Origin of the sequence: Glaciimonas sp. CA11.2, assembly GCF_034314045.1 — a bacterium.
Classification (GTDB): domain Bacteria; phylum Pseudomonadota; class Gammaproteobacteria; order Burkholderiales; family Burkholderiaceae_D; genus Glaciimonas.
Window position 1 is genome coordinate 2245023 of record NZ_JAVIWL010000001.1, and the last position, 24114, is coordinate 2269136.

Annotated in this window: 19 protein-coding genes; 18 read left to right on the forward strand and 1 reads right to left on the reverse strand. The window is 50.8% G+C overall.

Annotated features, from left to right (window positions below; all coding sequences use genetic code 11):
• The first annotated feature begins 5 nt into the window (after positions 1–5).
• The 16 genes from rsmH to lpxC all read left to right on the forward strand — a co-directional run bounded on the left by rsmH (position 6) and on the right by lpxC (position 19160).
• The gene (rsmH, locus tag RGU75_RS09605; protein ID WP_322235323.1) at positions 6–992 is read left to right on the forward strand and encodes a 16S rRNA (cytosine(1402)-N(4))-methyltransferase RsmH; all 987 of its coding nucleotides are present in this window, start codon (positions 6–8) and stop codon (positions 990–992) included.
• A complete protein-coding gene (gene ftsL, locus RGU75_RS09610; protein ID WP_322235325.1) occupies positions 989–1261 on the forward strand; it encodes a cell division protein FtsL in 273 nt (90 codons plus the stop codon). The genes rsmH and ftsL overlap by 4 nt, the downstream gene beginning before the upstream one ends.
• A complete protein-coding gene (locus RGU75_RS09615; RefSeq protein WP_322235328.1) occupies positions 1258–3021 on the forward strand; it encodes a penicillin-binding protein 2 in 1764 nt (587 codons plus the stop codon). Before ftsL ends, RGU75_RS09615 begins: the two co-directional genes overlap by 4 nt.
• Positions 3021–4604, forward strand: coding sequence for a UDP-N-acetylmuramoyl-L-alanyl-D-glutamate--2,6-diaminopimelate ligase (locus RGU75_RS09620; protein WP_322235330.1), 1584 nt, complete (start codon positions 3021–3023; stop codon positions 4602–4604). The genes RGU75_RS09615 and RGU75_RS09620 overlap by 1 nt, the downstream gene beginning before the upstream one ends.
• Positions 4601–6088, forward strand: coding sequence for a UDP-N-acetylmuramoyl-tripeptide--D-alanyl-D-alanine ligase (locus tag RGU75_RS09625; RefSeq protein WP_322235333.1), 1488 nt, complete (start codon positions 4601–4603; stop codon positions 6086–6088). Before RGU75_RS09620 ends, RGU75_RS09625 begins: the two co-directional genes overlap by 4 nt.
• Complete coding sequence (gene mraY, locus RGU75_RS09630) at positions 6088–7257, forward strand: phospho-N-acetylmuramoyl-pentapeptide-transferase (protein WP_322235335.1); 1170 nt, start codon at positions 6088–6090, stop codon at positions 7255–7257. Before RGU75_RS09625 ends, mraY begins: the two co-directional genes overlap by 1 nt.
• Positions 7258–7265: 8 nt before the next feature.
• Complete coding sequence (gene murD / locus RGU75_RS09635; protein WP_322235338.1) at positions 7266–8792, forward strand: UDP-N-acetylmuramoyl-L-alanine--D-glutamate ligase; 1527 nt, start codon at positions 7266–7268, stop codon at positions 8790–8792.
• Complete coding sequence (gene ftsW, locus RGU75_RS09640; protein WP_416186802.1) at positions 8789–10054, forward strand: putative lipid II flippase FtsW; 1266 nt, start codon at positions 8789–8791, stop codon at positions 10052–10054. The genes murD and ftsW overlap by 4 nt, the downstream gene beginning before the upstream one ends.
• Complete coding sequence (gene murG, locus RGU75_RS09645; protein WP_322235340.1) at positions 10051–11142, forward strand: undecaprenyldiphospho-muramoylpentapeptide beta-N-acetylglucosaminyltransferase; 1092 nt, start codon at positions 10051–10053, stop codon at positions 11140–11142. Before ftsW ends, murG begins: the two co-directional genes overlap by 4 nt.
• Positions 11132–12541 (forward strand): UDP-N-acetylmuramate--L-alanine ligase, encoded by a 1410-nt coding sequence (gene murC / locus RGU75_RS09650; RefSeq protein ID WP_322235343.1) that lies wholly within the window; start codon positions 11132–11134, stop codon positions 12539–12541. Before murG ends, murC begins: the two co-directional genes overlap by 11 nt.
• A gap of 138 nt (positions 12542–12679) precedes the next feature.
• Positions 12680–13666 (forward strand): D-alanine--D-alanine ligase, encoded by a 987-nt coding sequence (locus RGU75_RS09655; protein ID WP_322235345.1) that lies wholly within the window; start codon positions 12680–12682, stop codon positions 13664–13666.
• 76 nt (positions 13667–13742) lie between these two features.
• Positions 13743–14507, forward strand: a complete 765-nt coding sequence (locus RGU75_RS09660; protein WP_322235346.1) for a cell division protein FtsQ/DivIB — start codon at positions 13743–13745, stop codon at positions 14505–14507.
• A gap of 13 nt (positions 14508–14520) precedes the next feature.
• Positions 14521–15753 (forward strand): cell division protein FtsA, encoded by a 1233-nt coding sequence (gene ftsA, locus RGU75_RS09665; RefSeq protein WP_322235348.1) that lies wholly within the window; start codon positions 14521–14523, stop codon positions 15751–15753.
• Between the two features lie 220 nt (positions 15754–15973).
• Positions 15974–17161: a cell division protein FtsZ gene (gene ftsZ / locus RGU75_RS09670; protein WP_322235350.1), complete on the forward strand. Its 1188-nt coding sequence runs from the start codon at positions 15974–15976 to the stop codon at positions 17159–17161.
• Positions 17162–17530: 369 nt separating this feature from the next.
• The gene (locus RGU75_RS09675) at positions 17531–18034 is read left to right on the forward strand and encodes a peroxiredoxin (RefSeq protein ID WP_322235353.1); all 504 of its coding nucleotides are present in this window, start codon (positions 17531–17533) and stop codon (positions 18032–18034) included.
• Between the two features lie 190 nt (positions 18035–18224).
• On the forward strand, positions 18225–19160 hold the full coding sequence (lpxC, locus tag RGU75_RS09680) for a UDP-3-O-acyl-N-acetylglucosamine deacetylase (RefSeq protein ID WP_322235357.1): 936 nt from the start codon (positions 18225–18227) through the stop codon (positions 19158–19160).
• A gap of 215 nt (positions 19161–19375) precedes the next feature.
• On the opposite strand, the gene RGU75_RS09685 is transcribed toward lpxC, so the two are convergent.
• The gene (locus RGU75_RS09685; protein WP_322240393.1) at positions 19376–19888 is read right to left on the reverse strand and encodes a hypothetical protein; all 513 of its coding nucleotides are present in this window, start codon (positions 19886–19888) and stop codon (positions 19376–19378) included.
• A 66-nt stretch (positions 19889–19954) separates the two neighbouring features.
• Here RGU75_RS09685 and RGU75_RS09690 point away from each other — a divergent pair, with 66 nt between their 5' ends.
• Positions 19955–20917 carry a M23 family metallopeptidase gene (locus RGU75_RS09690; protein ID WP_322235359.1) on the forward strand — a complete coding sequence of 321 codons (963 nt, stop codon included), beginning with the start codon at positions 19955–19957 and terminating at the stop codon, positions 20915–20917.
• A gap of 410 nt (positions 20918–21327) precedes the next feature.
• A complete protein-coding gene (gene secA / locus RGU75_RS09695) occupies positions 21328–24093 on the forward strand; it encodes a preprotein translocase subunit SecA (RefSeq protein ID WP_322235362.1) in 2766 nt (921 codons plus the stop codon).
• The last annotated feature ends 21 nt before the right edge of the window (positions 24094–24114 follow it).

The window sequence follows — 24114 nt, forward strand, 5'->3', positions numbered from 1 at the left end:
CCAAGATGACTGAACAATCGGTGCCCGAATTCCAGCACCGCACGGTGTTGCTGGATGAGGCTGTAGAAGCATTAAACATTGTTGGACCACGTGCCGATGGCGTGTATGTCGACGGTACCTTTGGCCGTGGTGGACATAGCCGCAAAATTTTAGAAAGCCTTGGACCGATGGGGCGTCTGATTGCGTTCGATAAGGATCCGCAAGCAATTGCGACCGCGAACACCATCACCGACCCGCGATTTGAGATCGTACATGACAGTTTTGCGACGATGGCTGAAGCGTTGCGGGATCGTCATATTGCGCAGGTAGATGGTGTATTGCTAGACCTCGGTATTTCTTCGCCGCAAGTTGATGATGCAAGTCGGGGATTTAGTTTTCGCGCCGATGGACCGCTGGATATGCGTATGGATACCACGCGAGGCATGTCTGCAGCGGCGTGGCTGGCGATAGCGGATGAACAAACAATTGGAAAGGTAGTGCGTGATTATGGGGAAGAACGGTTTGCTGTTCAGATTGCAAAGGCGATTGTTGCTGGCAGGGCAGTCCAGCCAATTTCAACCACACGACAGCTTGCCGCGATCGTGGCAAACGCTGTCAAAACCCGCGAGAAGGGCAAAGACCCGGCCACTCGCACATTTCAAGCTATCCGGATTTACATCAATAAAGAGCTTGAAGAACTCAAAATAGTGTTGGATCAGGCGTTCGAGCAGATGTCTCTGCAAGGGAGATTGGTTGTGATCAGTTTTCACTCGCTGGAAGATCGCATCGTCAAGCAGTATATGGCTTCCAAAGCCAAGCTGCCGCAGCCAGACCGTCGCTTACCGATTCTTGCTGTCGATTTGCCGCAACCTCAGTTAAAACTAGTCTCGCGTGTTAAGCCATCGGACGCCGAAGTGACTGCCAATCCGCGCTCACGCTCAGCCATTATGCGGGTCGGTGAGCGTCTCGCCAGCAGCGCAAAATCAGGTCTCATGACAGGTGATCAGTCATGATCGGGCGTGTCAACGCGATGTTGACGGTAATGCTCGTTATCTGCGCGCTGGCATTGGTCAATGCGCAATATCAGGAACGTCAGTTATTCATCGAACTGGGGCGCGCCCAAAGCCAGGCGCGGCAGCTGGATATAGAGTGGTCCCAACTACAGCTTGATCAATCTACTCTCGGCAAAAATGCCAGGATCGAGGCCGGTGCGCGGCGTGACCTGAATATGGTGCCATTGACGCCGCAGCGCACCCAGTACTTAACGATGGGGGCCAAATGACTCGCAACCCTCCGCGTACCGCCGCATCCAAAGGCATGCCATTTACCGCAAGCCCTGTATTGAAAGTCAAACTCCCGGTTTGGCGTTCACGCGTTGTGCTGTTTATGTTATTTGCAGCTTTTTTTGCTTTGGTGGCAAGAGCGTTATGGTTACAAGGCGTATCTACCGAATTTTTGCAAAAGCAAGGCGCTTCTCGTTATGCACGCACGCTAGAGTTGCCAGCGACGCGTGGCAAGATTACTGATCGCAACGGTCAGGTATTGGCCTCATCGGTGCCGGTCAAAGCAATCTGGGCGATTCCTGATGATGTACAGCAAGCGCCCAAAGAAAAGTTGCAAGCGCTGGCAAAATTACTTGATATGACGCAGGCCGAGTTAAATAAAAAGCTCGATTCTGATCGAAGCTTTGTCTACCTCAAGAGGCAAGTCGAGAAAGAGGCGACGGATCAGATAGCCAAGCTTGGTATTGCCGGGATCGAAACGCGTCCCGAATATAAACGCTTCTATCCTGAGGGTGAAGTAGCGGCGCACGTGGTCGGCTTTACCAATATCGAAGATGCAGGACAAGATGGGATGGAACTGTCACAACAAAAAACGCTGGCAGGAGCTACTGGTAGCCGCCGTGTTATCAAGGATCGTCTTGGTCGGATTGTCGAAGATATTGAAGCCGTCAAAGAGCCGCATGACGGTCGCGATCTTGTCTTGTCAATAGACAGCAAAATTCAGTACATTGCTTTTACTCAACTAAAAGAGATGGTTGAGAAGAGCAAAGCCAAAGCCGGAGCCATTGTAGTGGTCGACGCCAAAAGCGGCGAAGTGCTGGCACTCGCCAATCTGCCTAGTTATAATCCTAACGATCGATCAATACTCACCGGCGCGCAACTGCGCAATCGCGTGATGACCGATACTTTTGAGCCGGGATCGACGCTAAAACCATTCACGGTGGCATTGGCGCTTGATACCAATCGTATTCAACCTGGAACCACGTTCCAGGTGCCGGATAAAATGACGATCGGTACGGCAACTATCGGTGACTCACACCCGCATGGATTGCTTAGTATGACTGTTGCTCAGATTATCCAAAAATCGTCCAACCTCGGGACGGCACAAATAGCCTTGCAGATGCCAGCCGAAGAAATGTGGGAAATGTTCACCACGGTCGGTCTTGGACAGCAACCAAAATTTGGCTTCCCCGGTGCTGTCGCCGGTCGCGTCCGTCCGTTCAAATCATGGCGTCCGATTGAACAGGCAACCATGAGTTACGGCCATGGAATATCTGTATCACTGATCCAGATGGCACATGCCTATACCATTTTTGCGCGCAACGGCGACTTGATCCCGTTGTCATTCAAAAAAGTCACTACCGATCCGATTGGTCAACGCGTCATTTCTGAAAAAACGGCGTTAACCATGCGTGCAATGCTCGAAAGAGTAACTGCGCCCGGAGGTACGGCACCGAAAGCACAAGTGCCCGGATATCGTGTAGGCGGAAAAACGGGCACGGCTTACAAAATTGAAGGTGGTAAGTACGTTAAAAAGTATATTGCTGATTTCGTCGGTTTCGCTCCAGCGTCGGATCCTCGCTTAATTGTTGCTGTAATGATTGATGAGCCTAGCAACGCCTACCGTTATGGTGGTGATTCCGCTGCGCCAGTTTTTGCCAGTGTGGTGGGAAATGCATTGCGTACCTTAAATGTGCCGCCTGACTCTAATATTACCGACATCATCATTCCGACTGATGGTCCGAAGGAGAGTTTCTGATGACTATCAGACGATCCCCGCCATCTGCGTTAAACACACTAACCAAGTTGGCGTCAATCCAGACATGGTTGGAAGGACTTGTAACGGCGGCATCTCCGACAGTCCGACTAGTCTCCGATTCACGAAAAATAAGTGCCGGAGATGTGTTTTTTGCCTACCCCGGCGATGGCGCCGACGGCCGTACATACATTGCCCAAGCCTTGGAAAAGGGCGCTGTTGCAGTTGTATTTGAAGTACACCAATTCGAATGGAATCCGGATTGGACCGTTCCGCATCTGGCTGTAGATGGCCTGAAAAAACTCGCAGGCCCGATAGCGAATACCTTTTATCAGCAGCCTGACCGCGATATGAGCGTTATTGCCGTGACCGGAACCAATGGCAAGACCTCGTGCAGTCAATGGCTGGGCCACGCATTGGCACAGCTCGGGCAAACGACTGGCGTCATCGGCACGCTCGGAATTGGTACTTTTGTACCGCGCCAACGTGCTGAATTTACGGTTACCGGCTATACCACGCCTGATGCGATTCTTTTACAGACTGAACTGTTGAAGCTGCAACAAGCGGGCGTGCAGGCGCTGGCGATTGAAGCCTCCTCTATCGGGCTGGATCAAGGTCGCCTCAATGGCCTGCATGTCGATATTGCTTTGTTCACTAATTTCACCCGTGATCATCTCGACTATCACGGCGATATGGCAACTTACGAGTTAGCTAAGCGCGCACTTTTTGAATGGCCGGGTTTGCAACACGCTGTGATCAACCTTGACGATGAGATGGGTTTGCGTCTGGCGCGGCAAATGCTACAAGAAGGCGGTTCGGCAGCCGTTATTGGTTATGCCTTGACGGATGCGGCGATGGAAAGTGCTGCCGTTTTAGGTGAATTTCCGATACTGCGCGCGACGGCAGTACGCACCAGCGCCAGCGGTACGGCTTTTCACGTCGTCTCATCATTCGGTTCAGGCCAGATTAAAACGCATCTGGTTGGCCAGTTTAACGTCAGTAACGTGCTAGGTATTTTAGGCGTTTTGCTTGCCAAAGGAGTCGTATGGGATACCGCGGTCCAAGCGCTTGAGCGGTTAACCGCTGTTCCCGGACGCATGGAGCAATTTGGTGGTCAGGATGCGCCATTGATTGTGATTGATTACGCGCATACTCCAGATGCATTGGAAAAAACATTACTTACATTGCGTCAGGTCGCACAGCAACGTGGCGGTGAGTTGTGGTGCGTATTCGGTTGTGGCGGAGATCGCGATCCGGGCAAGCGGCCGCAGATGGGTGCCGTTGCAGAGATTGCCGATCATGTGATCGTCACCAGCGACAATCCGCGCAGCGAAGATCCGGGCCAGATCATTGCACAGATTCTTGCAGGGATGAAATCAGCGGCAACCGTTCAAACGCAGGAAGATCGGGCGGCGGCGATTCTGCGCGCTGTGCGCAAGGCGGGTAAAGCGGATGTAGTGTTGTTGGCTGGCAAAGGCCATGAAACCTATCAGGAAATAAAAGGAAAGAAATTACCATTTTTGGATGCTGATCATACGGCCCTGGCGTTGGCGTCACGTGCCACGATGAAAGGTGGCCCGATATGATCAAGATTCCGTTTACTGCATCAGTCGATGATCTGCAATCCTGGCTGCAGTCCTGGCAACAGACAGTGAGTCTTGCCAGTATTAATGGCAGCGGCAGCGTTGCCGCTGGCGACATTGCCATCACCGGCTTAACAACCGATAGCCGGGCTGTCGTGCCGGGAAACCTGTTTGTCGCCTTACGCGGAGAGCGCTTCGATGCGCACGATTTTTTGGATCAGGTTATAGCGCAAGGTGCAGCAGCATTAATCGTTGAGCGTGCGCCGACCAATTTATCCGTACCTGCGCTGATCGTGGCAGATACGCGCAATGCACTTGGCGCGATTGCTAATGGGTGGCGTCGACAATTCTCTTTGCCACTGATCGCCGTAACCGGCAGCAATGGCAAAACCACGGTCAAGGAGATGATCGCCGCGATTTTGGCTGCCGCGTTCGGTGTTGACGGTTATCTGTCCACACGTGGTAATTTCAATAACGAAATAGGTGTGCCGCTCACCCTGCAACGGCTGGATGCCAGCCACCGGGCGGCGGTGATCGAATTGGGAATGAATCACCCCGGCGAAATAGCGGTACTCGCTGCTATTGCCGCGCCAACGGTTGGACTGGTGAATAATGCGCAGCGCGAACACCAGGAGTTCATGGCCAGTGTCGAAGCCGTGGCTTTAGAAAATGGCGCGGTAATGAGTGCCTTATCAGATGGCGGGATTGCAGTTTTCCCTGCCGATGATCCTTTTACGCCACTGTGGCGCGGGCTTACTGCTGACAAAGGTGGAGGCGTGCGGTCGCTGACCTTTGGCTTTTCTGCTGATGCCGATGTGCACTGTACTTATCAACCAACGGCATTTGGCAGCATCTTACACGTCACAACACCTAAACAAACGTTCGCGGTACGACTCGATGCAGCTGGTGAACACAATGTGCGGAATGCACTGGCCGCCATTGCTTGCACATTGGCTATCGGTATTGAAATATCGGCGATTCAGCAAGGACTGGAATCGTTTGTCCCGGTCAGTGGTCGCTTGCAGCGCAAACAAGCACAACATGCCGGGTATGCGGGGGCGTTAGTTATTGATGATACTTACAATGCCAATCCGGATTCGGTACGCGCTGCAATTGACGTACTGGCGCAATCTGCCCCGCCGCGATTGTTGATACTGGGTGATATGGGTGAAGTCGGTAACGACGGTCCTGCATTCCATCAGGAAATCGGAGAATATGCCCAGCAACGCGGAATTACCCATTTACTGACGCTGGGTGCGCTAGCAATTGATGCCACTAAAGCTTTCGGCGTATCAGCGCAACATTTCGAAGATATCGCGGCATTGATTGCCACTGCCGACTCACTCATGACGCCCGCCACAACGGTACTCGTCAAAGGCTCTCGCTTCATGAAAATGGAGCGTGTCGTCGCGCATCTGGTCAGCGCACCTGGCGTCAGGGATTTATCAACACCGTCATCATCGTCATCACCACAGGAGACGCACTAATGCTGCTTTGGCTAGCGCAAATTTTTCAGCAGGATCATAGTTTTCTGCGCGTATTTAATTTTCTCACTTTCCGTGCGGTCTTTGCGACGCTGACGGCTTTAGCGATCGGCTTGATTGCAGGACCCGGCGTGATTCGTATGCTGGCGCGCCTGAAGGTTGGTCAGGCAGTGCGCACCGATGGTCCGCAAACACATTTGATCAAATCCGGCACACCAACGATGGGTGGCGTGCTCATTCTGATTGCGATTGGCATTTCGACGTTGTTGTGGAGTGATTTGAGTAATCGCTTTGTCTGGATCGTATTGTTAGTAACGTTCGGGTTCGGTGCAATAGGTTGGGTCGATGACTATCGCAAGGTCGTCTATAAAGATCCAAATGGCATGCGTTCGCGTGAAAAATATTTCTGGCAATCGCTGATCGGTATTGTGGCAGCGATCTGCCTGGCATTTTCGGTTTCCGGCGCAACCAATATGCAAGTCTGGGATTTGTTTGTGGCTTGGATTAAATCTGGATTGAGTATGGATCTGCCGCCGAAAGCAGATTTGATTGTGCCATTTTTTAAGACCGTCAGTTATCCGTTGGGTGTATGGGGCTTCATGGCACTGACGTATTTTGTCATCGTCGGGACCAGCAATGCAGTCAATCTGACTGACGGTCTTGATGGTTTGGCGATTATGCCGACTGTCCTCGTCGGCGCGGCGCTGGGTGTCTTTGCTTATTTAACCGGTAATTACACTTTTGCACGATATCTGCTAATTCCGCATATTCCTGGGGCTGGTGAATTACTGATTTTTTGCGGTGCAATGGCTGGCGCAGGACTTGCGTTTCTTTGGTACAACGCTTACCCGGCCCAAGTCTTCATGGGCGATGTTGGCGCACTTGCTTTGGGTGGCGCACTCGGCACAGTTGCCGTCATTGTGCGGCAAGAAATATTGCTATTCATCATGGGTGGCATCTTCGTCGTAGAAACGCTATCGGTGATGTTGCAAGTGATTTATTTCAAATACACAAAGAAGCGTTTTGGTATTGGACGTCGCGTCTTGTTGATGGCGCCGTTGCATCACCATTATGAGCAAAAAGGCTGGAAAGAAACACAGGTGGTCGTCCGCTTCTGGATCATCACGATGATGTTAGTGTTGTTTGGTTTATCCACGTTGAAGTTAAGGTAAGAGCGGTAATGAATTACATCGGCAAACATGTTCTGGTGCTGGGCTTGGGTGAGTCGGGACTGGCAATGGCATTGTGGCTAGCGCGCTGCGGGGCCACGCTGCGCATCGCTGATACGCGCGATGCGCCTGAGCGTTTACAGCAATTGCTGCAGGCGGTTCCTGATGTTGAGTTTGTGGGTGGCGTCGAAGATGGCAGATTCAATCCTTTGCTTTTAGACGGCATCGATTTTGCCGCAGTAAGTCCAGGTCTGGTACCGGACGCGGAGTTGAAAGACATCATTCCGGCGGCCTTGCTCGCCGAAATTCCTGTGTGGGGAGAAATTGAACTCTTCGCCCAAGCGCTGGCAGCTTTGCGTGAAAGTCAGGAATATCACCCGAAAGTGATCGCCATCACTGGCACTAACGGCAAAACCACGGTGACCAGTCTGACCGGTTTGCTATGTCAACGATCAGGTTTAACTGTACAGGTCGCAGGTAATATCAGCCCTGCTGCATTGGATGTTTTGCGCACCGCTTTGGATACGGAAACTTTGCCGCAAGCATGGGTATTGGAGTTATCCAGTTTTCAGTTGCACACCACTTATAGTTTGCAAGCGGATGTGGCAACAGTATTAAACGTGACCCAGGATCATCTCGACTGGCATGGCGAGATGGCGGCTTATGTTGGAGACAAGGCACGCATTTTCGGCGAAAACACACTTCGTGTTTTGAATCGTGACGATCCAATCGTCATGAAAATGGCCGACGCCACCAGCATTACCTTTGGTGTTGATGAGCCGGATAAGGCGAATTGTTTTGGCTTGACCAATGAGAACGGCATGCAATGGTTAGTGGTGGCTTCCGAGGTCGCAGAAGAAACTGAAAAGAAACGTGGAAAGAAGCATCAGGTCGAAGCATTGCCCATCAGTATCAAGCGCTTGATGCCAGCCGATGCCTTGCGGATTCGTGGTCAGCATAATGCCGCCAATGCATTAGCGGCTCTGGCTTTAGGGCGAGCGATCGGTTTGCCATTTGCCTCGCTGTTGCACGGTTTGCGTGAATACCGTGGCGAACCACATCGAGTGGAGTTGGTCGCCAGTATTGACGGCGTTGAGTATTACGACGACAGCAAAGGCACTAACGTTGGCGCTACTGTTGCTGCCCTTAATGGTTTAGGGCGCGGACCCGACGGCGGTGCCAGCGCGAACCGGTTGGTTTTGATCGCGGGCGGTGACGGCAAAGGACAAGACTTTACCCCGATTGCAGAACCATTAGCGCGTTATGGACGGGCGCTGGTGTTGATTGGTCGCGATGCCGATGCGATTCGCCATGCGGTCAACAGCGAACTGCTGGCCGCCGGAATCGATATCGTCGATTGCGATACGTTGGAGCAAGCGGTGCAACGTGCTGCTGAGCTTGCGCATGCTGGTGATGCAGTGTTGTTGTCACCGGCGTGCGCCAGCCTCGACATGTTCCGCAATTATGCGCACCGTGCTGAGGTGTTCGTGGCTGAAGTGCGCGAACTGGCATTGGCACGTGGCGAGGTAAGCTTATGAAATTCGCATTCCCATTCTTTTTAGGGAGTAGCGATAAGTCTGCGGAAAAGCCGCGGGCACCAGTTTCACCTATTCCTGCTCGTGCACGTTCTGTCGATGGCATGAAGCCGGGCATTCAGCGTTCAAAAATGATGGAGTACGACCAACCGCTGGTGTGGGTCGTGGTGTTGTTGATGTTGCTTGGTCTGGTAATGGTGTATTCGGCTTCTATCGCGTTACCGGATTCGCCTAAATATGCGAGCTACAAAAGTTATAACTTCTTGCTCCGTCAGGCAATTTTTATCTGCGTTTCTATGGTCGCAGGGTTTGTGACGTTTCGTATTCGTATCGCCACGTGGCAACGTTGGGCGCCCTATTTGTTTGTGATTACGTTGGTATTGCTGGCGATGGTATTGGTGCCCGGGTTAGGTAAGGGCGTCAACGGTGCCAAACGCTGGCTCTCGTTTCGCGTCTTTAATTTGCAGCCGTCGGAATTAATGAAGCTGTTCATCGTCCTCTATGCCGCCAACTATACCGTGCGCAAACAAGAGGTGATGCATAAGTTGACTAAAGGTTTCTTACCGATGACGGCAGCCGTCGGCGTGGTGGGACTATTGCTGATGTTGGAGCCAGATCTTGGCGCACTCGGTGTAATCGTCTGCATTGCAATGGGGATTTTATTTTTAGGCGGCATTAACGGGATTTGGTTCGGCGGTATTACAGCGATGCTGGCCGTGATGTTTTCGATGGTGATCTGGTTGTCACCATGGCGTCGAGAACGGATTTTCGCTTACTTGAATCCATGGGATCAAGACAATGCTTTAGGCAAGGCATACCAACTGTCGCATTCCTTGATTGCGTTTGGGCGTGGCGAAATATTCGGCGTCGGGCTTGGTGCCAGCGTTGAAAAATTACATTATTTGCCGGAAGCGCACACCGACTTCTTGCTGGCAGTGATTGGTGAAGAACTCGGTTTTGTTGGTGTGCTGGTAGTGGTGATGATGTTTTATTGGATCATCAAGCGTGCCTTTGAAATCGGCCGTCAGGCGATCGCCATGGAGCAGGTTTTTGCCGGATTGACTGCCAAAGGTATCGGTATTTGGATCGGTGTGCAGACATTTATTAACATGGGCGTCAATCTGGGTTTGTTACCGACTAAAGGATTGACGTTGCCGCTGATGAGTTACGGCGGATCAGGTGTCTTGATTAATTGTATTGGGTTGGCGATTTTGTTGAGAATTGATTACGAGAATAGAGTCATGATGCGCGGGGGGCGGCAATGAAAAAATTGCTCATCATGGCCGCTGGTACTGGCGGACATATTTTCCCCGGTTTAGCGATTGCCGACACGATGCGGCAACGTGGCTGGCAGGTAACGTGGCTCGGAACGACGCATGGCATGGAGGGCGATCTGGTGCCGCAGCATGGTATCGAGATGGATCGTATTGCGTTTTCTGGATTACGCGGAAAAGGCCTTGCGCATTCATTGCGTGGCGTGTGGCGGTTACTGGCCAGCTTTCCAGCCTGTTTTAGCTTCATTGGCCGACGTAAGCCCGACGTTATTCTCGGTATGGGCGGTTACGTCACCGTGCCGGGAGGAGTGATGGCACGGTTGCGTAAGGTGCCGTTAGTGTTGGTGAATGCGGATGCAGGGCTGTTGTTGTCAAATAAAGTATTGGCGCCTTTAGCGCAGCGTGTTTTGTTTGGATTTCCGGCAGAATTTGGTGCCGCAGCCAATAAGGCGCTGGTCACAGGCAATCCTGTGCGTCAGGAAATCATGCAATTGCCTTTGCCAGAGCAACGTTATAGCGGTCGTATCGGCCCGCTGCGGTTACTCGTAGTGGGCGGCAGCTTGGGCGCTAAGGCGCTCAATGATTGTTTGCCGGCAGCATTGGCGCTGATCCCGCTGGAATCGCGACCAAGTGTGACGCATCAATCTGGCAAGCAGCATATTGCAACCTTGCAAGCGGCCTACAAAGCGGCCGGCGTCGCAGCCGAAGTGGTGGCTTTTATTGACGATATGCCACGGCGCTATGCTGATGCCGATCTGGTGGTCTGTCGTGCTGGTGCGATTACGATTTCGGAATTGACGGCGGCGGGCGTTGCTAGTGTGTTGATCCCGCTGGTGGCTTCGACCACTTCGCATCAGCGTGACAACGCCAAGTGGATGGCGACAAAACAAGCGGCAATTCATCTGCCGCAAAACGATTTAAGTAAAGAGCGCTTGTCTGGTTTGTTGATGCGCATGACGCGTCAAGATTGTCAGGCAATGGCGCAGGCAGCCTACGAGAACGGCCGCCGCGATGCAAATCAAACCATCGCGCAGGTCCTTGAAGAATATGTAAGCACGGAAAGTAGTCATGAAACATAAAGTAAAAAATATTCATTTTGTCGGTATCGGCGGCTCAGGAATGAGCGGTATTGCTGAGGTGTTGTTAAATCTTGGCTACACCGTGTCCGGCTCCGATCTCGGCAGCAACGACGCCACGCGTCGACTGGCTAAACTTGGCGCTAAGGTCATCTTGGGCCACGCCGCCGAAAATATTCAAAACGCTAACGCCATTGTCACCTCGACGGCTGTAAAAGAAGACAATCCGGAGGTTGTTGCCGGTCGCGAAAAGCATATTCCTATCGTGCCACGTGCCGTCATGTTGGCAGAATTGATGCGCCTCAAGCGCGGCATCGCGATTGCCGGTACGCACGGCAAAACGACCACGACAAGTCTGGTTGCCAGTGTGCTGGCTGAAGGCGGTCTTGACCCGACTTTTGTTATCGGCGGTCGGCTTACCAGCGCCGGAGCCAATGCCAAATTAGGTTCAGGCGATTTCATCGTGGCCGAGGCGGACGAGTCGGATGCTTCATTTTTGAACTTGTCCCCGGTGATTGAAGTCATTACCAACATCGATGCCGATCATATGGAAACCTATGATCACGATTTCAACAAGTTGAAGCAGGCCTTTGTTGAGTTCACGCAGAGGTTGCCATTTTATGGTGTTGCGGTGCTATGCATAGATGATGCAAATGTGCGCGACATCATGCCGCAGATTTCCAAGCCAATCACCACCTATGGCTTCCATGAGGAAGCTCAAGTGCGGGCGATTGATGCCAGGCCGGTTGCCGGGCATATGGAATTTACCGTGATTCAGGATGGCTATGCACCAATGCCGATCAGTCTCAATCAGCCCGGCATGCATAACGTGCAAAATGCGTGTGCCGCAGTGGCGATTGCGCGTGAACTCGGCGTTGCCGATGGCGCGATCCAAAAAGCGTTAACGGAGTTTCATGGCGTTGGTCGCCGCTTTACCCGATATGGTGAAATCTCGGTTCCCGCCACGGATACGCAGCCTGCCGGCACGTATGCATTGGTTGACGATTATGGTCATCATCCGGTCGAAACGACGGCGACTATTTCGGCGGCGCGTGGTGCTTATCCGGGCCGGAGACTCGTATTAGCATTTCAGCCGCATCGCTATACCCGGACCCGCGATTTGTTCGAAGACTTCGTCAAGGTGTTGTCCACCGTCGATGTACTCGTGCTGGCAGAAGTTTATGCTGCCGGAGAAACGCCTCTTGTGGCGGCGGATGGACGTGCATTGGCCCATGCGTTACGCGTGGCAGGAATGGCTGAACTGGTATTTGTTGAGAAAATTGCGGATATGCACGCGGCGATTGTCAACATAGTACGCGATGGCGACGTTGTGATGACAATGGGTGCAGGTTCTATCAGCAGCGTACCCGCGCAACTGGTCAATCAAACTGCATCCGACTAAGATTTTTAGAATTGTTTTGTGTTTTGATGCGTATTTTGGGATCGCTCGGATGAATAAGATATGCGTAACATAGTAAGCGAGATACATTAGCAATACGGTCAAAAACATACTGAGTAATACAGCGATAGTGAGCAAGTGATGAGTACAAAATCTATGACCAAGCAATTCGGAAAAGTCGGCGTCCTGTTCGGCGGGCGATCGGCTGAGCGCGAAGTATCTAAAATGTCCGGCAACGGCGTTGTGCTGGCACTCAAAAACCAGGGCGTTGATGCGCACCTGTTCGATCCGGCTGAACGTAGTCTGGCGGAATTGGCCGCTGAAAAATTTGATCGCGTCTTCATTGCGTTGCACGGCCGCTTTGGCGAAGACGGCACGCTTCAAGGAGCGCTGGAACAACTCGGTATTCCTTACACCGGTCCGGGCGTGATGGCATCTGCGATTGCGATGGATAAGGTAATGAGCAAGCGCGTCTGGCAGAGTCTCGATTTGCCAACACCACGTTTTCTTGTCCTGGATTCCGCGAGTGTATCGAGCGACGAGCTGCGTCAATTGCCGGATGCGCTTGGCTTGCCATTGATGCTCAAAGCCCCGCATGAAGGTTCGACAATTGGCATCAGCAAGGTAACCGGTTACGCAGACATTGATGCTGGTTTCGCCTTGTGTGCAAAATACGATGAAGTGGTCCTCGCAGAAGAATTTATCAGCGGACGCGAGTTGACTGTGCCAGTGTTGGGCGCAGGTCGGACCGCGCGCGCGTTACCCATCGTAGAAATCCGTGCACCGGATGGTAACTATGATTATCAGCACAAATATTTTACCAATGACACTACCTATTTATGTCCGGCGCCGTTAGACGACGTATTGACGCAGCGCATACAGTCATTAGCGGTACAGGCTTTCAATGCACTTGGTTGCAAGGGGTGGGCAAGGGTTGATTTTATGTTACGGGATAGCGACAACGCCCCGTTCATTTTAGAAATCAATACATCGCCGGGGATGACAAGCCACTCGCTGGTGCCGATGTCAGCCAAGCAGGATGGATCAAGTTACGAAGAATTATGTGTGGAAATACTGGCGTCAGCATCACTGGAATTGCGGCACGAGAGCAACGAGACGCCAATCTGAAAAGGTTGATATTTCGGTCAGGACACATTTTAACGAATTTAATACGTAGCAAATACGAGCGATAAAGATAGCAATTATGTGGCAAGACATCAAAATATTGAACGTAACTTCCAATGCCCTGATTGGGCTGGTTTTGCTCGTCTTGTTAGCCTCCGGTGTATGGTGGCTGGCCCAACGGCCTATGTTTACGTTAAAGGTTATCCGGGTTGAGGGAGCGGGGCAAGGCGAGATACGTCGGGTTAATCCATTGACGATTCGTGCCAGTGCTTTGCCGCGAATTAAAGGTAATTTTTTTACAGCGAATCTGGATGCGGTACGCGTAGCGTTTGAGTCGGTTCCATGGGTACGCAAGGCCTCGGTGCAACGCGAATGGCCGAACCAATTGGTCGTCACGATTGAGGAACACCAGCCATTAGGCACGTGGGACGACGATGGACGGTTGTTATCGGTTAAAGGTGATTTGTTTATTGCCAATCTGGATGAGGCAGAAGAGGACGGCGATCTGTTGAAATTTGGTGGTCCAATCGGTAGTGAGAAAGACGTTCTTGCACGATTCATGGATTTCAAGAAATGGTTTGCGCCGCTCAAATTAACACCTACAGATGTGGAGCTTTCTCCGCGTTATGCATGGAGCGTTAAATTGGATAACGGTATGACCGTGGCGCTTGGGCGGGAACAAAACAAGGCAACCTTGCAGGATCGTGTTGGCCGGTTGGTTGAGATTTATCCGCAGTTGTTGTCGCGTTTGCAGGACCGGATTGAAAGTGTGGATATGCGTTATCCGAATGGTCTGGCGTTAAAGGCGAGTGGCCTTGGTGCTGGATTGGGAAATAAAAAATAATAAGCGGAATATTATGACTAAAGACGCAAAAAACTTGATCGTTGGCCTTGATATCGGCACTTCCAAAGTGGTGGCGGTAGTAGCTGAGGTTCTGCCTGATGGACGACACGAAGTGATCGGGCTCGGTCAGCATGAATCCAGAGGCTTGAAAAAAGGGGTAGTGGTTAATATTGAGGCCACAGTAGAGTCGATCCAGCGTGCGCTGGAAGAGGCTGAATTGATGGCGGATTGCAAAATCCGCAATGTGTATACCGGTATTGCCGGTAGCCATATACGCAGCTTTAATTCCAGTGGCATGGTGGCGATCAAGGACAAGGAAGTAACGGCAGCAGATGTCTCGCGTGTGATCGAAACAGCGAAGGCTGTCAACATTCCGACCGATCAGCAATTGCTGCATACGGTGCCGCAAGAATTTATCGTCGATAGCCAGGACGATGTGCGTGAACCAATCGGGATGAGCGGTATCCGACTTGAGGTCAAGGTGCATATCGTTACCGGCGCAGTGTCGGCGGTACAAAACATTGTCAAATGTATTCGCCGCTGTGGTTTGGAAGTATCGGACCTGATTTTGCAGCCAATGGCTTCGGCCGATGCGGTGCTCACTACTGATGAAAAAGAACTTGGCGTCGTGCTGGTTGATATTGGTGGCGGTACAACCGATGTAGCGGTATTCACGGAAGGCGCGATTCGGCATACGGCCGTGATCCCGATTGCCGGTGATCAGATCACCAACGATATCGCGATGGCGTTACGGACGCCGACTGCGGAAGCGGAAGAAATCAAGTTGCGTTACGGCGTCGCAAAACAGATTCTGGCTGATCCGGGCGAAACGTTGGAAGTACCAGGTCTGGGTGATCGCAATTCGCGCACGCTGTCACGTCAGGCGTTGGCTGCCGTGATTGAACCACGCGTCGAAGAATTATTCGCACTAGTGCATCAAGTTGTGCGTGAGTCGGGGTATGAAGAGGTGCTCTCTAGCGGCATTGTGTTGACCGGTGGATCGGCACTGATGCCCGGCATGATCGAGCTGGCAGAAGATATCTTTTTGAAGCCAGCACGTTTAGGCACGCCACACTACAACGGCCAATTGGCTGACGTGGTGCGCAGTCCGCGTTACGCGACGGTGCTGGGTTTGCTGTTGGAGGCGAAAAAGCAGTATCTGCGTGGCTATATTGTGACGCGTCAGGAAGGCTCTGCGAAGGCAGTCTGGCAACGTATGAAGGAATGGTTTTTAGGGAATTTTTAAGTGTTGGAATGTGGTGTAGATGGGGTCAGACACAACTTCTGAAGTTGCAGTAAAAGGTCGAGGCAGTACAAAGAAGCAAAGTAGAAGCAGCAGATGTGGCAATACATTATTTAAAATTGGCGTGGTTAATGTTATTTGTGTAACGCGCAGTTGTCAGTTGCTAGGCCTCACACCGCGTGATGCCTATTGACTGGATGCTGCAACTTTATAAGGAAACATCATGGAAATCGATATACTTGACAATGCAACGCTGGGTACCGTGATTAAAGTCGTTGGCGTCGGTGGCGCTGGTGGCAATGCGGTTCAGCACATGATCAACAAAGGTGTCTCGGGAGTCGAGTTTATCGCTGCCAACACCGATGCCCAGGCGCTGAAGCACTCCAAAGCGCACAACGTTATCCAGATCGGTGAGACCGGTTTGGGTGCGGGGATGAAGCCTGAAGTAGGCCGCCAATTAGCGGAAGAGTCACGCGCGCGGATTGAAGATGCGCTGCGTGGTGCGCACATGGTATTTATTGCGGCCGGTATGGGCGGCGGTACTGGCACCGGTGCCGCGCCAGTCGTCGCACAGATCGCCAAGGAACTTGGCGCGCTGACAGTGGCGGTGGTGTCCAAGCCATTTTCGTACGAAGGTCAAAAATGCATGGACCTCGCTGACGAAGGCTTGGAAGCGTTATCACAACACGTTGATTCGCTGATCATCATTCTCAATGAAAAACTGGAAGAGATTTACGAAGACGACAGCATGGTCGAATGGCTGGAACACGCCGATGACGTACTCAACAATGCCGTCGCCGGGATTGCAGAAATCATCAATGTGCCGGGTCATATCAACGTCGATTTCAATGACGTCAAGACGATCATGGGTGAACAAGGCAAGGCGATGATGGGGACGGCAACTGCGCACGGCGTTGACCGCGCACGTCTGGCGGCAGAGCAGGCAGTTGCATCGCCATTGCTGGACGGTATCGATCTGTCGGGTGCACGTGGCGTGCTGGTCAACGTCACCGCAAGCCGCAGTCTCAAAGGTAAAGAAATCAAAGAAGTAATGGCTACCGTTCGTGCGTTTGCTGCACCGGACGCATCGATTGCACAAGGGATCGCTTACGACGAAACCATGGGCGACGATATCCGCGTTACCGTGGTCGCAACCGGTCTTGGCCGTGCGCGCAAATCGGTTCAACTGGTGCAGCCACAAATGTTGCGCACGGGAACGCACAACGAGCCGATGATGCAACACGGTCACGCCAATTCACATTCTGTCGGCCACGGTAGTTCGTCGTTTGACGGGATGAAAGCGCCAGCAGTATGGCGTCGTGAATCTGCGTCGGACACAGTACGCGCTCTGGAAAAGAATGGCATGGAAACATATGACATTCCGGCTTTCTTGCGCAAACAAGCGGACTAAGCAAGCCGACTAAGCAAGCGGACTAACCGAAAATGGCTATTGTTATTTGAAGCAAGACCAGTCAACGGTTGGTAGCGGTTTGTCCGCCAGGAAACGTTGACTGTAAATCGCTTCAACCTCTGCAGAAATGTGGGGAACAAGGCATACTTTAGAACGTCGCGACCTTTTTGGCGCGGCGTTTTTTTTAATCTTTTTATTTAAATATTAAGATTAAAAATTTAAGAATAAAAAAACAGACGGTAGTTCGTTGAGTGTAAGAATTCAGCGGATAAAGTGTTAATAGATTATTTGGCTGCGCCATAAAGTGGCGAGCAATTCTTATCCATTTTGTAGTACCAATAAAACCACCCAGATATAAGGACAATCATCATGACAATCAAAATCGGCGATACCTTGCCTGAAGGCCAATTAGCAGAATTCATTGAAACAGAAACGGAAGGTTGTTCGTTAGGACCAAATACTTTTAACGTCAGTGATTTAGTAAAGGGCAAGAAAATTGCCTTGTTTGCTGTGCCCGGTGCATTTACGCCGACCTGTTCGGCAAAGCATCTGCCCGGTTATGTTAAACACGCCGCGGAATTCAAAGCGAAGGGCGTAGACGAAATTTGGGCCATTTCAGTCAATGATGCGTTTGTTATGGGCGCTTGGGGCCGCGATCAAAAAGCGACCGGTGCCGTGCGTTTGCTAGCTGATGGAAATGCATCTTTCGTAAAGGCGTTGGGTCTGGACGCAGATTTTAGCAAAGCAGGCATGGGAATACGCTCACAGCGTTTTTCTGCGTTTATTGATGATGGTGTAGTTAAACAATTGAACGTTGAAGCGCCGAAGACATTTGAAGTATCGACGGCGGAAGTACTGTTGTCGCAAATATAATATTGAGTCGGTTGCGACCCATTTGCTGAACGAGTTATTGGTAATTAAACGGCGCGATTGCGCCGTTTTTTATTGGGGCTCCTATAATTAGCGCATTTTGCGTCGAAGATGGCCCTAATCCGTGTTTTTTATCCCACAATGACCACACTTCGTTACAGTCGCTGTTGGCGGCAACATCTATAATGATGACATGTTGAAACAACGCACCATCAAAAAAATTGTCAAAACCGTCGGTATCGGATTGCATTCCGGAACCAAGGTTGAGTTGACCTTGCGCCCGGCAGCGATAAACACCGGTATTGTTTTCCGTCGTATCGATCTCGATCCAGTCATTGACTTTCCTGCAACCGCCACTGCGGTGGGCGACACGCGAATGGCGTCAGTGCTGTCCAAAGATGGTCAACGCGTATCGACGGTCGAGCATCTGCTTTCGGCATGCGCAGGTCTCGGCGTTGATAATTTATACGTGGATCTGACCGCGGAAGAAATTCCCATCATGGATGGTTCTGCCTCGTCTTTTGTGTTTCTGCTGCAGCAGGCCGGTTTGGAAGAACAAGGCGCGGCGAAAAAGTTTATTCGAGTCAAAAAAACGGTGGAAGTCAGGGAGGGCGAGGGCGACAAGGAAAAATGGGCGCGGCTCGAACCTTGTGACGGTTTCAAGCTGAAATTCTTTATTGAATTTCATCATCCTGCTGTCGATGGGACAGGACAAACCGCCGAAGTTGATTTCAGTTTTGAGTCCTATGTGAAAGAAATTGCCCGTGCGCGCACTTTTGGGTTCATGCAGGATGTTGAAACTCTCCGAGGAATGGGCTTGGCGCGTGGTGGTTCATTAGAAAATGCGATCGTGATGGACGAGTATCGTATTTTGAACAGTGACGGCCTGCGCTACGAAAATGAATTTGTGCGGCACAAGATATTGGATGCTATTGGTGATTTGTATCTTATCGGCCATCCGTTACTTGCCAGTTACACCGCTCACAAGTCCGGTCATGCGATGAATAATCAATTATTGCGCGCACTGTTGGCACAACCCGATGCGTACGAAATTGTCAGCTTTGAAAACCTTGCATCTGCACCTGATACGTATCAGCGTCAGGTTGAGCAGGAATGGGCGTTGAACTAAGCAGCATTGTCTCGTTAGCGTGGATCAGGTGATTAAATTTTCACTTTGAGCGCTAACGATGGACTTTTTTTGCTGCATCATTAATTCCCACCATCCCACCATCCCACCATCCAATTCCTACGAGATAGATTGTTTAATTGGCAATTTCTTTTATCGTGTCTAATGGCATGCCGCAGTCATTCAGCGTAACCATGAATATATTCGGTCTGCGCGCTTTATCTACTCTGTTCGTCTGTGTATCTTTTGACCATTGCGGCAAGAGCCGCTTTCAATGCTTCGTTGCGCGGCGACTCTTCTAATGCTCCAGCCAGATGCGCGAATGCGGAAACTGCAGTCGGCGTGAGGCTAAATTGTTTAATTGGCGTTAATTTTTGTAGGCTTTGGCTTACTTGTACTTTGATCCGAATTCCATTAACCTGCCAGTTCTCCGCAAGTAAATAATTCTGAAGTTTTGGTAGTTGTTGTTTTAACTTCGTTGCTAATGCCGCGTTTGGGGCCGAGAGAACTAGTTGGCCTGATTCAAAATGCAATACCTCGCACGCTTCAAACATGCTTGGTAAGCCAGCGGCACACTGTTTTTGTAAAGCCGCCATACGAGTAAGGGTTGGCAGCAGCGCTGCCATTTTGTCGTTGTCGCGCAGGAAGTCAGTGGCCTCTCGGGAGATCCATTTGGACGACTTCGAACCGGCCGCTTGCATAAATGAAGAGGAAAATGAGAGTTTGCGCATGATCACGAAACGATATCACACCTATTACGCGAAGGGCGATCTAACCGCTATTGGCGAGCGGCCGCGATGCAAGTAATTCTTCTGCATCCCCGTTTCTCTCGTGCTAAATCGATCACATTAGGTGGTCGTCATATTGCAATGTTGATCGTGTTATTTCTGATAGCGGTATTATTGACGACGGTGTTGCTGTATTTTCTGACATTTCGTTATGCTGGTAGCGTATCTATACCTTTTATGAAGACGCCAGTCTCCTTCAGCAACACTGGGAGTGTTCCTGACAATGATAAATTTTTGAAAGAAAATCTCGCCGCAATGGCCATTAAATTAGGTCAGATGCAGGCGCAGTTGCTCCGCCTTGATGCATTGGGCGAGCGCGTTCAGGGTTTGGCGGGTGTGAAGCCGGAAGAGTTTAATTTCAAAGGGACACCGGGAACTGGCGGCGCAGAGCCGTCCAGCATGAATGAACGGAAGTCACGGGCGTTCGGCATTACTGAGTTCCAATTAGCGCTGGATTCGATGGCGCGTGATATTGGTCATCGGGCCGACTATATGGATGTGCTTGAATCCACATTAATGAGTGACAAAATCAAAGCAAAGCTGTTGCCGACCAACCAACCGGTTGCAGTAAATTACAACTCATCCAGTTTTGGATGGCGAGTGGATCCTTTTACCGGCCGCAGTGCGTTCCATGAAGGGTTGGATTTTCCGGCAATGACCGGCACGCCGATTGTTGCAGCCGCAGCCGGAGTAGTTATTGCCGCAGAATATCATCCGGCCTACGGCAATATGCTCGAGATTGATCACGGCAACGATATCGTTACTCGTTACGCACATGCCTCCAAATTATTGGTAAAAGTGGGTGATATCGTGCAACGCGGACAACATGTTGCGGATATTGGCAGTACCGGACGTTCTACTGGACCGCACCTCCATTTTGAAGTCAGAATCAAAGGCGGCGCTCAGGATCCGCGCAAGTTTCTTGCGGCTGGTACCGATCAGGCAAAAATGGCGGTATTGATCGGGAGGTAGTTAATTTTTTGATACTTTATTAAATGTCAATATACAAAAGTCTGATACAAATTGGATAAGGGGGATTGTTTCCTCGCGCATAACCCCAACGTGACGGAGGTCACATGATAAAATCTTGTACTTATGCGGTTATAGGACTTAAGTAAAACCGCCTCAGCGGAGTCATGCCTACCAGCGTTACATCCCTAATGCCATCTTTATTAGGGCTAGCTGAGACCATTTTGCATACATCCTAAGTTATAGTCTTACGGCCTGGTTTTAGTGATTTTGGGCTTGTTATGTATTTTGTTCGCTTCGCCTTCCTTAATTGTTTAAGGCTCGCGCTTCGCCTTTACGTTAATGGCTGATATAAACGGAGCAGTTTGTGTGAAAACGCGCAATAACTCCGATACTTTTTTTAGAATCCAAGCATGTCATTACTGACCCAGATTTTCGGTAGCCGCAACCAGCGACTGCTCAAGCAATACCAAAAAACTGTAGGCCAAATTAATGGCCTCGAGTCGACAATGGAAAAATTGTCGGACGCGCAGTTGAAAGCTAAAACGGCCGAGTTCAAACAGCGCATCACCGATGGTGAAAAGCTGGATGATATGTTGCCGGAAGCGTTTGCAGTGTGTCGTGAGGCTGGCAAGCGGGTTCTCAAAATGCGCCATTTCGATGTCCAACTAATTGGTGGCATGGTGCTGCATTACGGCAAAATTGCCGAAATGGGCACCGGCGAAGGTAAAACGTTAATGGCAACGTTGCCAGCGTACCTGAACGCCTTGTCAGGCAAGGGCGTTCACGTGGTCACAGTGAATGATTACCTCGCACAGCGCGACGCTGAGTGGATGGGGCGCTTATATAGTTGGCTTGGATTGACTACCGGTGTGAATTTGTCCGCGGTAGAGCATGACGACAAGCAAATTGCTTATTTAGCTGATATTACTTACGGAACGAATAACGAATTCGGTTTCGATTATCTGCGCGATAACATGGTGTTTGAAGCCGGTGATCGTGTGCAGCGGGTGCTGAATTTTGCGATTGTTGATGAAGTCGACTCGATTTTGATCGACGAAGCGCGGACGCCACTGATTATTTCTGGTCAAGCTGAAAATCACACCGATTTGTATCAAAAAATTAACTCCTTGCCGCCGCTACTGACACTACAAGTTGGTGAAGAAACGCCTGATGGCAAAGGTAAAGTTGAGATTCCGGGCGACTATACCAAGGATGAAAAAGCGCATCAGGTCTTGCTGACCGAAGCCGGGCATGAAAAAGCCGAGCAAATTTTGACCAATATGGGTCTGTTGGCAGAAGGCGCGTCGCTGTATGACGCGGCTAATATCAGTCTGATACATCATTTGTATGCCGCTTTACGCGCGCATTCCCTGTACCACAAGGATCAGCATTACGTTATTCAAAACAACGAAGTCGTTATCGTCGACGAGTTTACCGGCCGCATGATGCAGGGACGTCGCTGGTCAGATGGTTTGCATCAGGCGGTTGAGGCCAAAGAAGGCGTTCAGATTCAGAACGAGAACCAGACCTTAGCGTCGATCACGTTCCAGAATTATTTCCGTATGTACGGGAAACTGGCTGGCATGACCGGTACTGCCGATACAGAAGCCTACGAATTCCAGGAAATCTACGGTTTGGAAACCGTGGTTATCCCACAAAATCGTCCGAATCAGCGTAAAGATCGCCAGGATCAGGTTTATAAGACTTCAACTGAAAAATACAACGCAATGCTGATCGATATTCAGGATTGCTATGAGCGCGGACAACCAGTGCTGGTGGGTACTACTTCCATCGAAAATTCAGAGTTGCTGTCAGGTATTCTGGATAAAGCCAAATTGCCGCATAACGTTTTGAATGCCAAGCAACATGCACGCGAGGCGGAAATTATTGCGCAAGCGGGTAGTCCGAAGGCAATTACGATCGCCACCAATATGGCGGGTCGTGGTACCGATATCGTATTGGGTGGCAATGTAGAGAAACAGGTGCAGTTTATTGAGGCAAACACTGAGCTCGGCGACACCGAAAAACAATTGCAATCAGCCAAGCTGGTGAACGAATGGCAGTCACTGCATGATCATGTGACGAACGCCGGTGGTTTGCATATCATTGGTACTGAGCGTCATGAGTCGCGCCGGGTAGATAATCAGTTACGTGGTCGGGCAGCGCGTCAGGGCGATCCTGGATCGTCACGCTTTTATTTATCATTGGACGACGCATTGTTGCGGATTTTTGCTGGTGATCGGGTGCGCTCCATCATGGATCGCCTGAAGATGCCAGAAGGCGAACCAATTGAAGCGGGTATCGTCTCGCGTTCAATTGAGTCCGCTCAGCGCAAGGTAGAAGCGCGTAACTTCGATATTCGTAAGCAATTGCTTGAGTATGATGACGTTGCCAACGATCAGCGCAAAGTGATTTATCAGCAGCGTAATGAGTTGCTGGAATCCCGAGACGTGTCGGAGATGGTTGGTTCGCTACGTCACGGCGTCCTAAACGATACTTTCCGTACCTACGTGCCAGCGGAATCGCTCGATGAGCAATGGGACATCCCGTCGCTCGAAGCGGCGTTGACCAACGAGTTGCATCTAGAAATTCCGCTCGCCAAGGTGTTGGAGTTAGAGCCTAATCTGACCGATGATGAGTTGTTGGACCGCGTGTTAAATGCGGCAGATGCTGAATATGCGGCGAAAACGGAAGTCGTTGGAAAAGAGTCATTTGCTGGTTTCGAACGTAGTGTCATGCTGCAAAGCGTTGACAGTCATTGGCGTGAACATTTGGCCGCGCTGGATCATTTGCGTCAAGGTATTCATTTGCGTGGTTATGCGCAGAAAAATCCGAAACAGGAATACAAGCGCGAGGCATTTGAATTGTTTGGCCAAATGCTTGATCTCATCAAAAATGAAGTTGTGCGTGTGGTGATGACGGTGCGCATCGAAAACCGCGCAGAAATTGATGCGGCGGAAGAGGAGTTGTCGCACTCACATTTGGAAAACGTCCATTTCCAGCATGCTGAATTTAATCCGAATGCAGGCGCCGAAGAGCTGTTGGCCCCGACTGCACATCCGGACGAGGCAAGATTACAAGCCCTTGTTGACGCTGTACCAAAAGTGGGACGTAATGATCCATGTCCGTGCGGAAGCGGCAAGAAATACAAGCAATGTCACGGTCAATTGGCTTAACGTGATTTTCGTAATTGATTG

Excerpts from the sequence above, each read along its gene's own strand:
- rsmH (WP_322235323.1), top strand. The coding sequence starts at position 6 with ATGACTGAACAATCGGTGCCCGAATTCCAGCACCGCACGGTGTTGCTG.
- ftsL (WP_322235325.1), top strand. The coding sequence starts at position 989 with ATGATCGGGCGTGTCAACGCGATGTTGACGGTAATGCTCGTTATCTGC.
- RGU75_RS09615 (WP_322235328.1), top strand. The coding sequence starts at position 1,258 with ATGACTCGCAACCCTCCGCGTACCGCCGCATCCAAAGGCATGCCATTT.
- RGU75_RS09620 (WP_322235330.1), top strand. The coding sequence starts at position 3,021 with ATGACTATCAGACGATCCCCGCCATCTGCGTTAAACACACTAACCAAG.
- RGU75_RS09625 (WP_322235333.1), top strand. The coding sequence starts at position 4,601 with ATGATCAAGATTCCGTTTACTGCATCAGTCGATGATCTGCAATCCTGG.
- mraY (WP_322235335.1), top strand. The coding sequence starts at position 6,088 with ATGCTGCTTTGGCTAGCGCAAATTTTTCAGCAGGATCATAGTTTTCTG.
- murD (WP_322235338.1), top strand. The coding sequence starts at position 7,266 with ATGAATTACATCGGCAAACATGTTCTGGTGCTGGGCTTGGGTGAGTCG.
- ftsW (WP_416186802.1), top strand. The coding sequence starts at position 8,789 with ATGAAATTCGCATTCCCATTCTTTTTAGGGAGTAGCGATAAGTCTGCG.
- murG (WP_322235340.1), top strand. The coding sequence starts at position 10,051 with ATGAAAAAATTGCTCATCATGGCCGCTGGTACTGGCGGACATATTTTC.
- murC (WP_322235343.1), top strand. The coding sequence starts at position 11,132 with ATGAAACATAAAGTAAAAAATATTCATTTTGTCGGTATCGGCGGCTCA.
- RGU75_RS09655 (WP_322235345.1), top strand. The coding sequence starts at position 12,680 with ATGAGTACAAAATCTATGACCAAGCAATTCGGAAAAGTCGGCGTCCTG.
- RGU75_RS09660 (WP_322235346.1), top strand. The coding sequence starts at position 13,743 with ATGTGGCAAGACATCAAAATATTGAACGTAACTTCCAATGCCCTGATT.
- ftsA (WP_322235348.1), top strand. The coding sequence starts at position 14,521 with ATGACTAAAGACGCAAAAAACTTGATCGTTGGCCTTGATATCGGCACT.
- ftsZ (WP_322235350.1), top strand. The coding sequence starts at position 15,974 with ATGGAAATCGATATACTTGACAATGCAACGCTGGGTACCGTGATTAAA.
- RGU75_RS09675 (WP_322235353.1), top strand. The coding sequence starts at position 17,531 with ATGACAATCAAAATCGGCGATACCTTGCCTGAAGGCCAATTAGCAGAA.
- lpxC (WP_322235357.1), top strand. The coding sequence starts at position 18,225 with ATGTTGAAACAACGCACCATCAAAAAAATTGTCAAAACCGTCGGTATC.
- RGU75_RS09685 (WP_322240393.1), bottom strand. The coding sequence starts at position 19,888 with ATGCGCAAACTCTCATTTTCCTCTTCATTTATGCAAGCGGCCGGTTCG.
- RGU75_RS09690 (WP_322235359.1), top strand. The coding sequence starts at position 19,955 with ATGCAAGTAATTCTTCTGCATCCCCGTTTCTCTCGTGCTAAATCGATC.
- secA (WP_322235362.1), top strand. The coding sequence starts at position 21,328 with ATGTCATTACTGACCCAGATTTTCGGTAGCCGCAACCAGCGACTGCTC.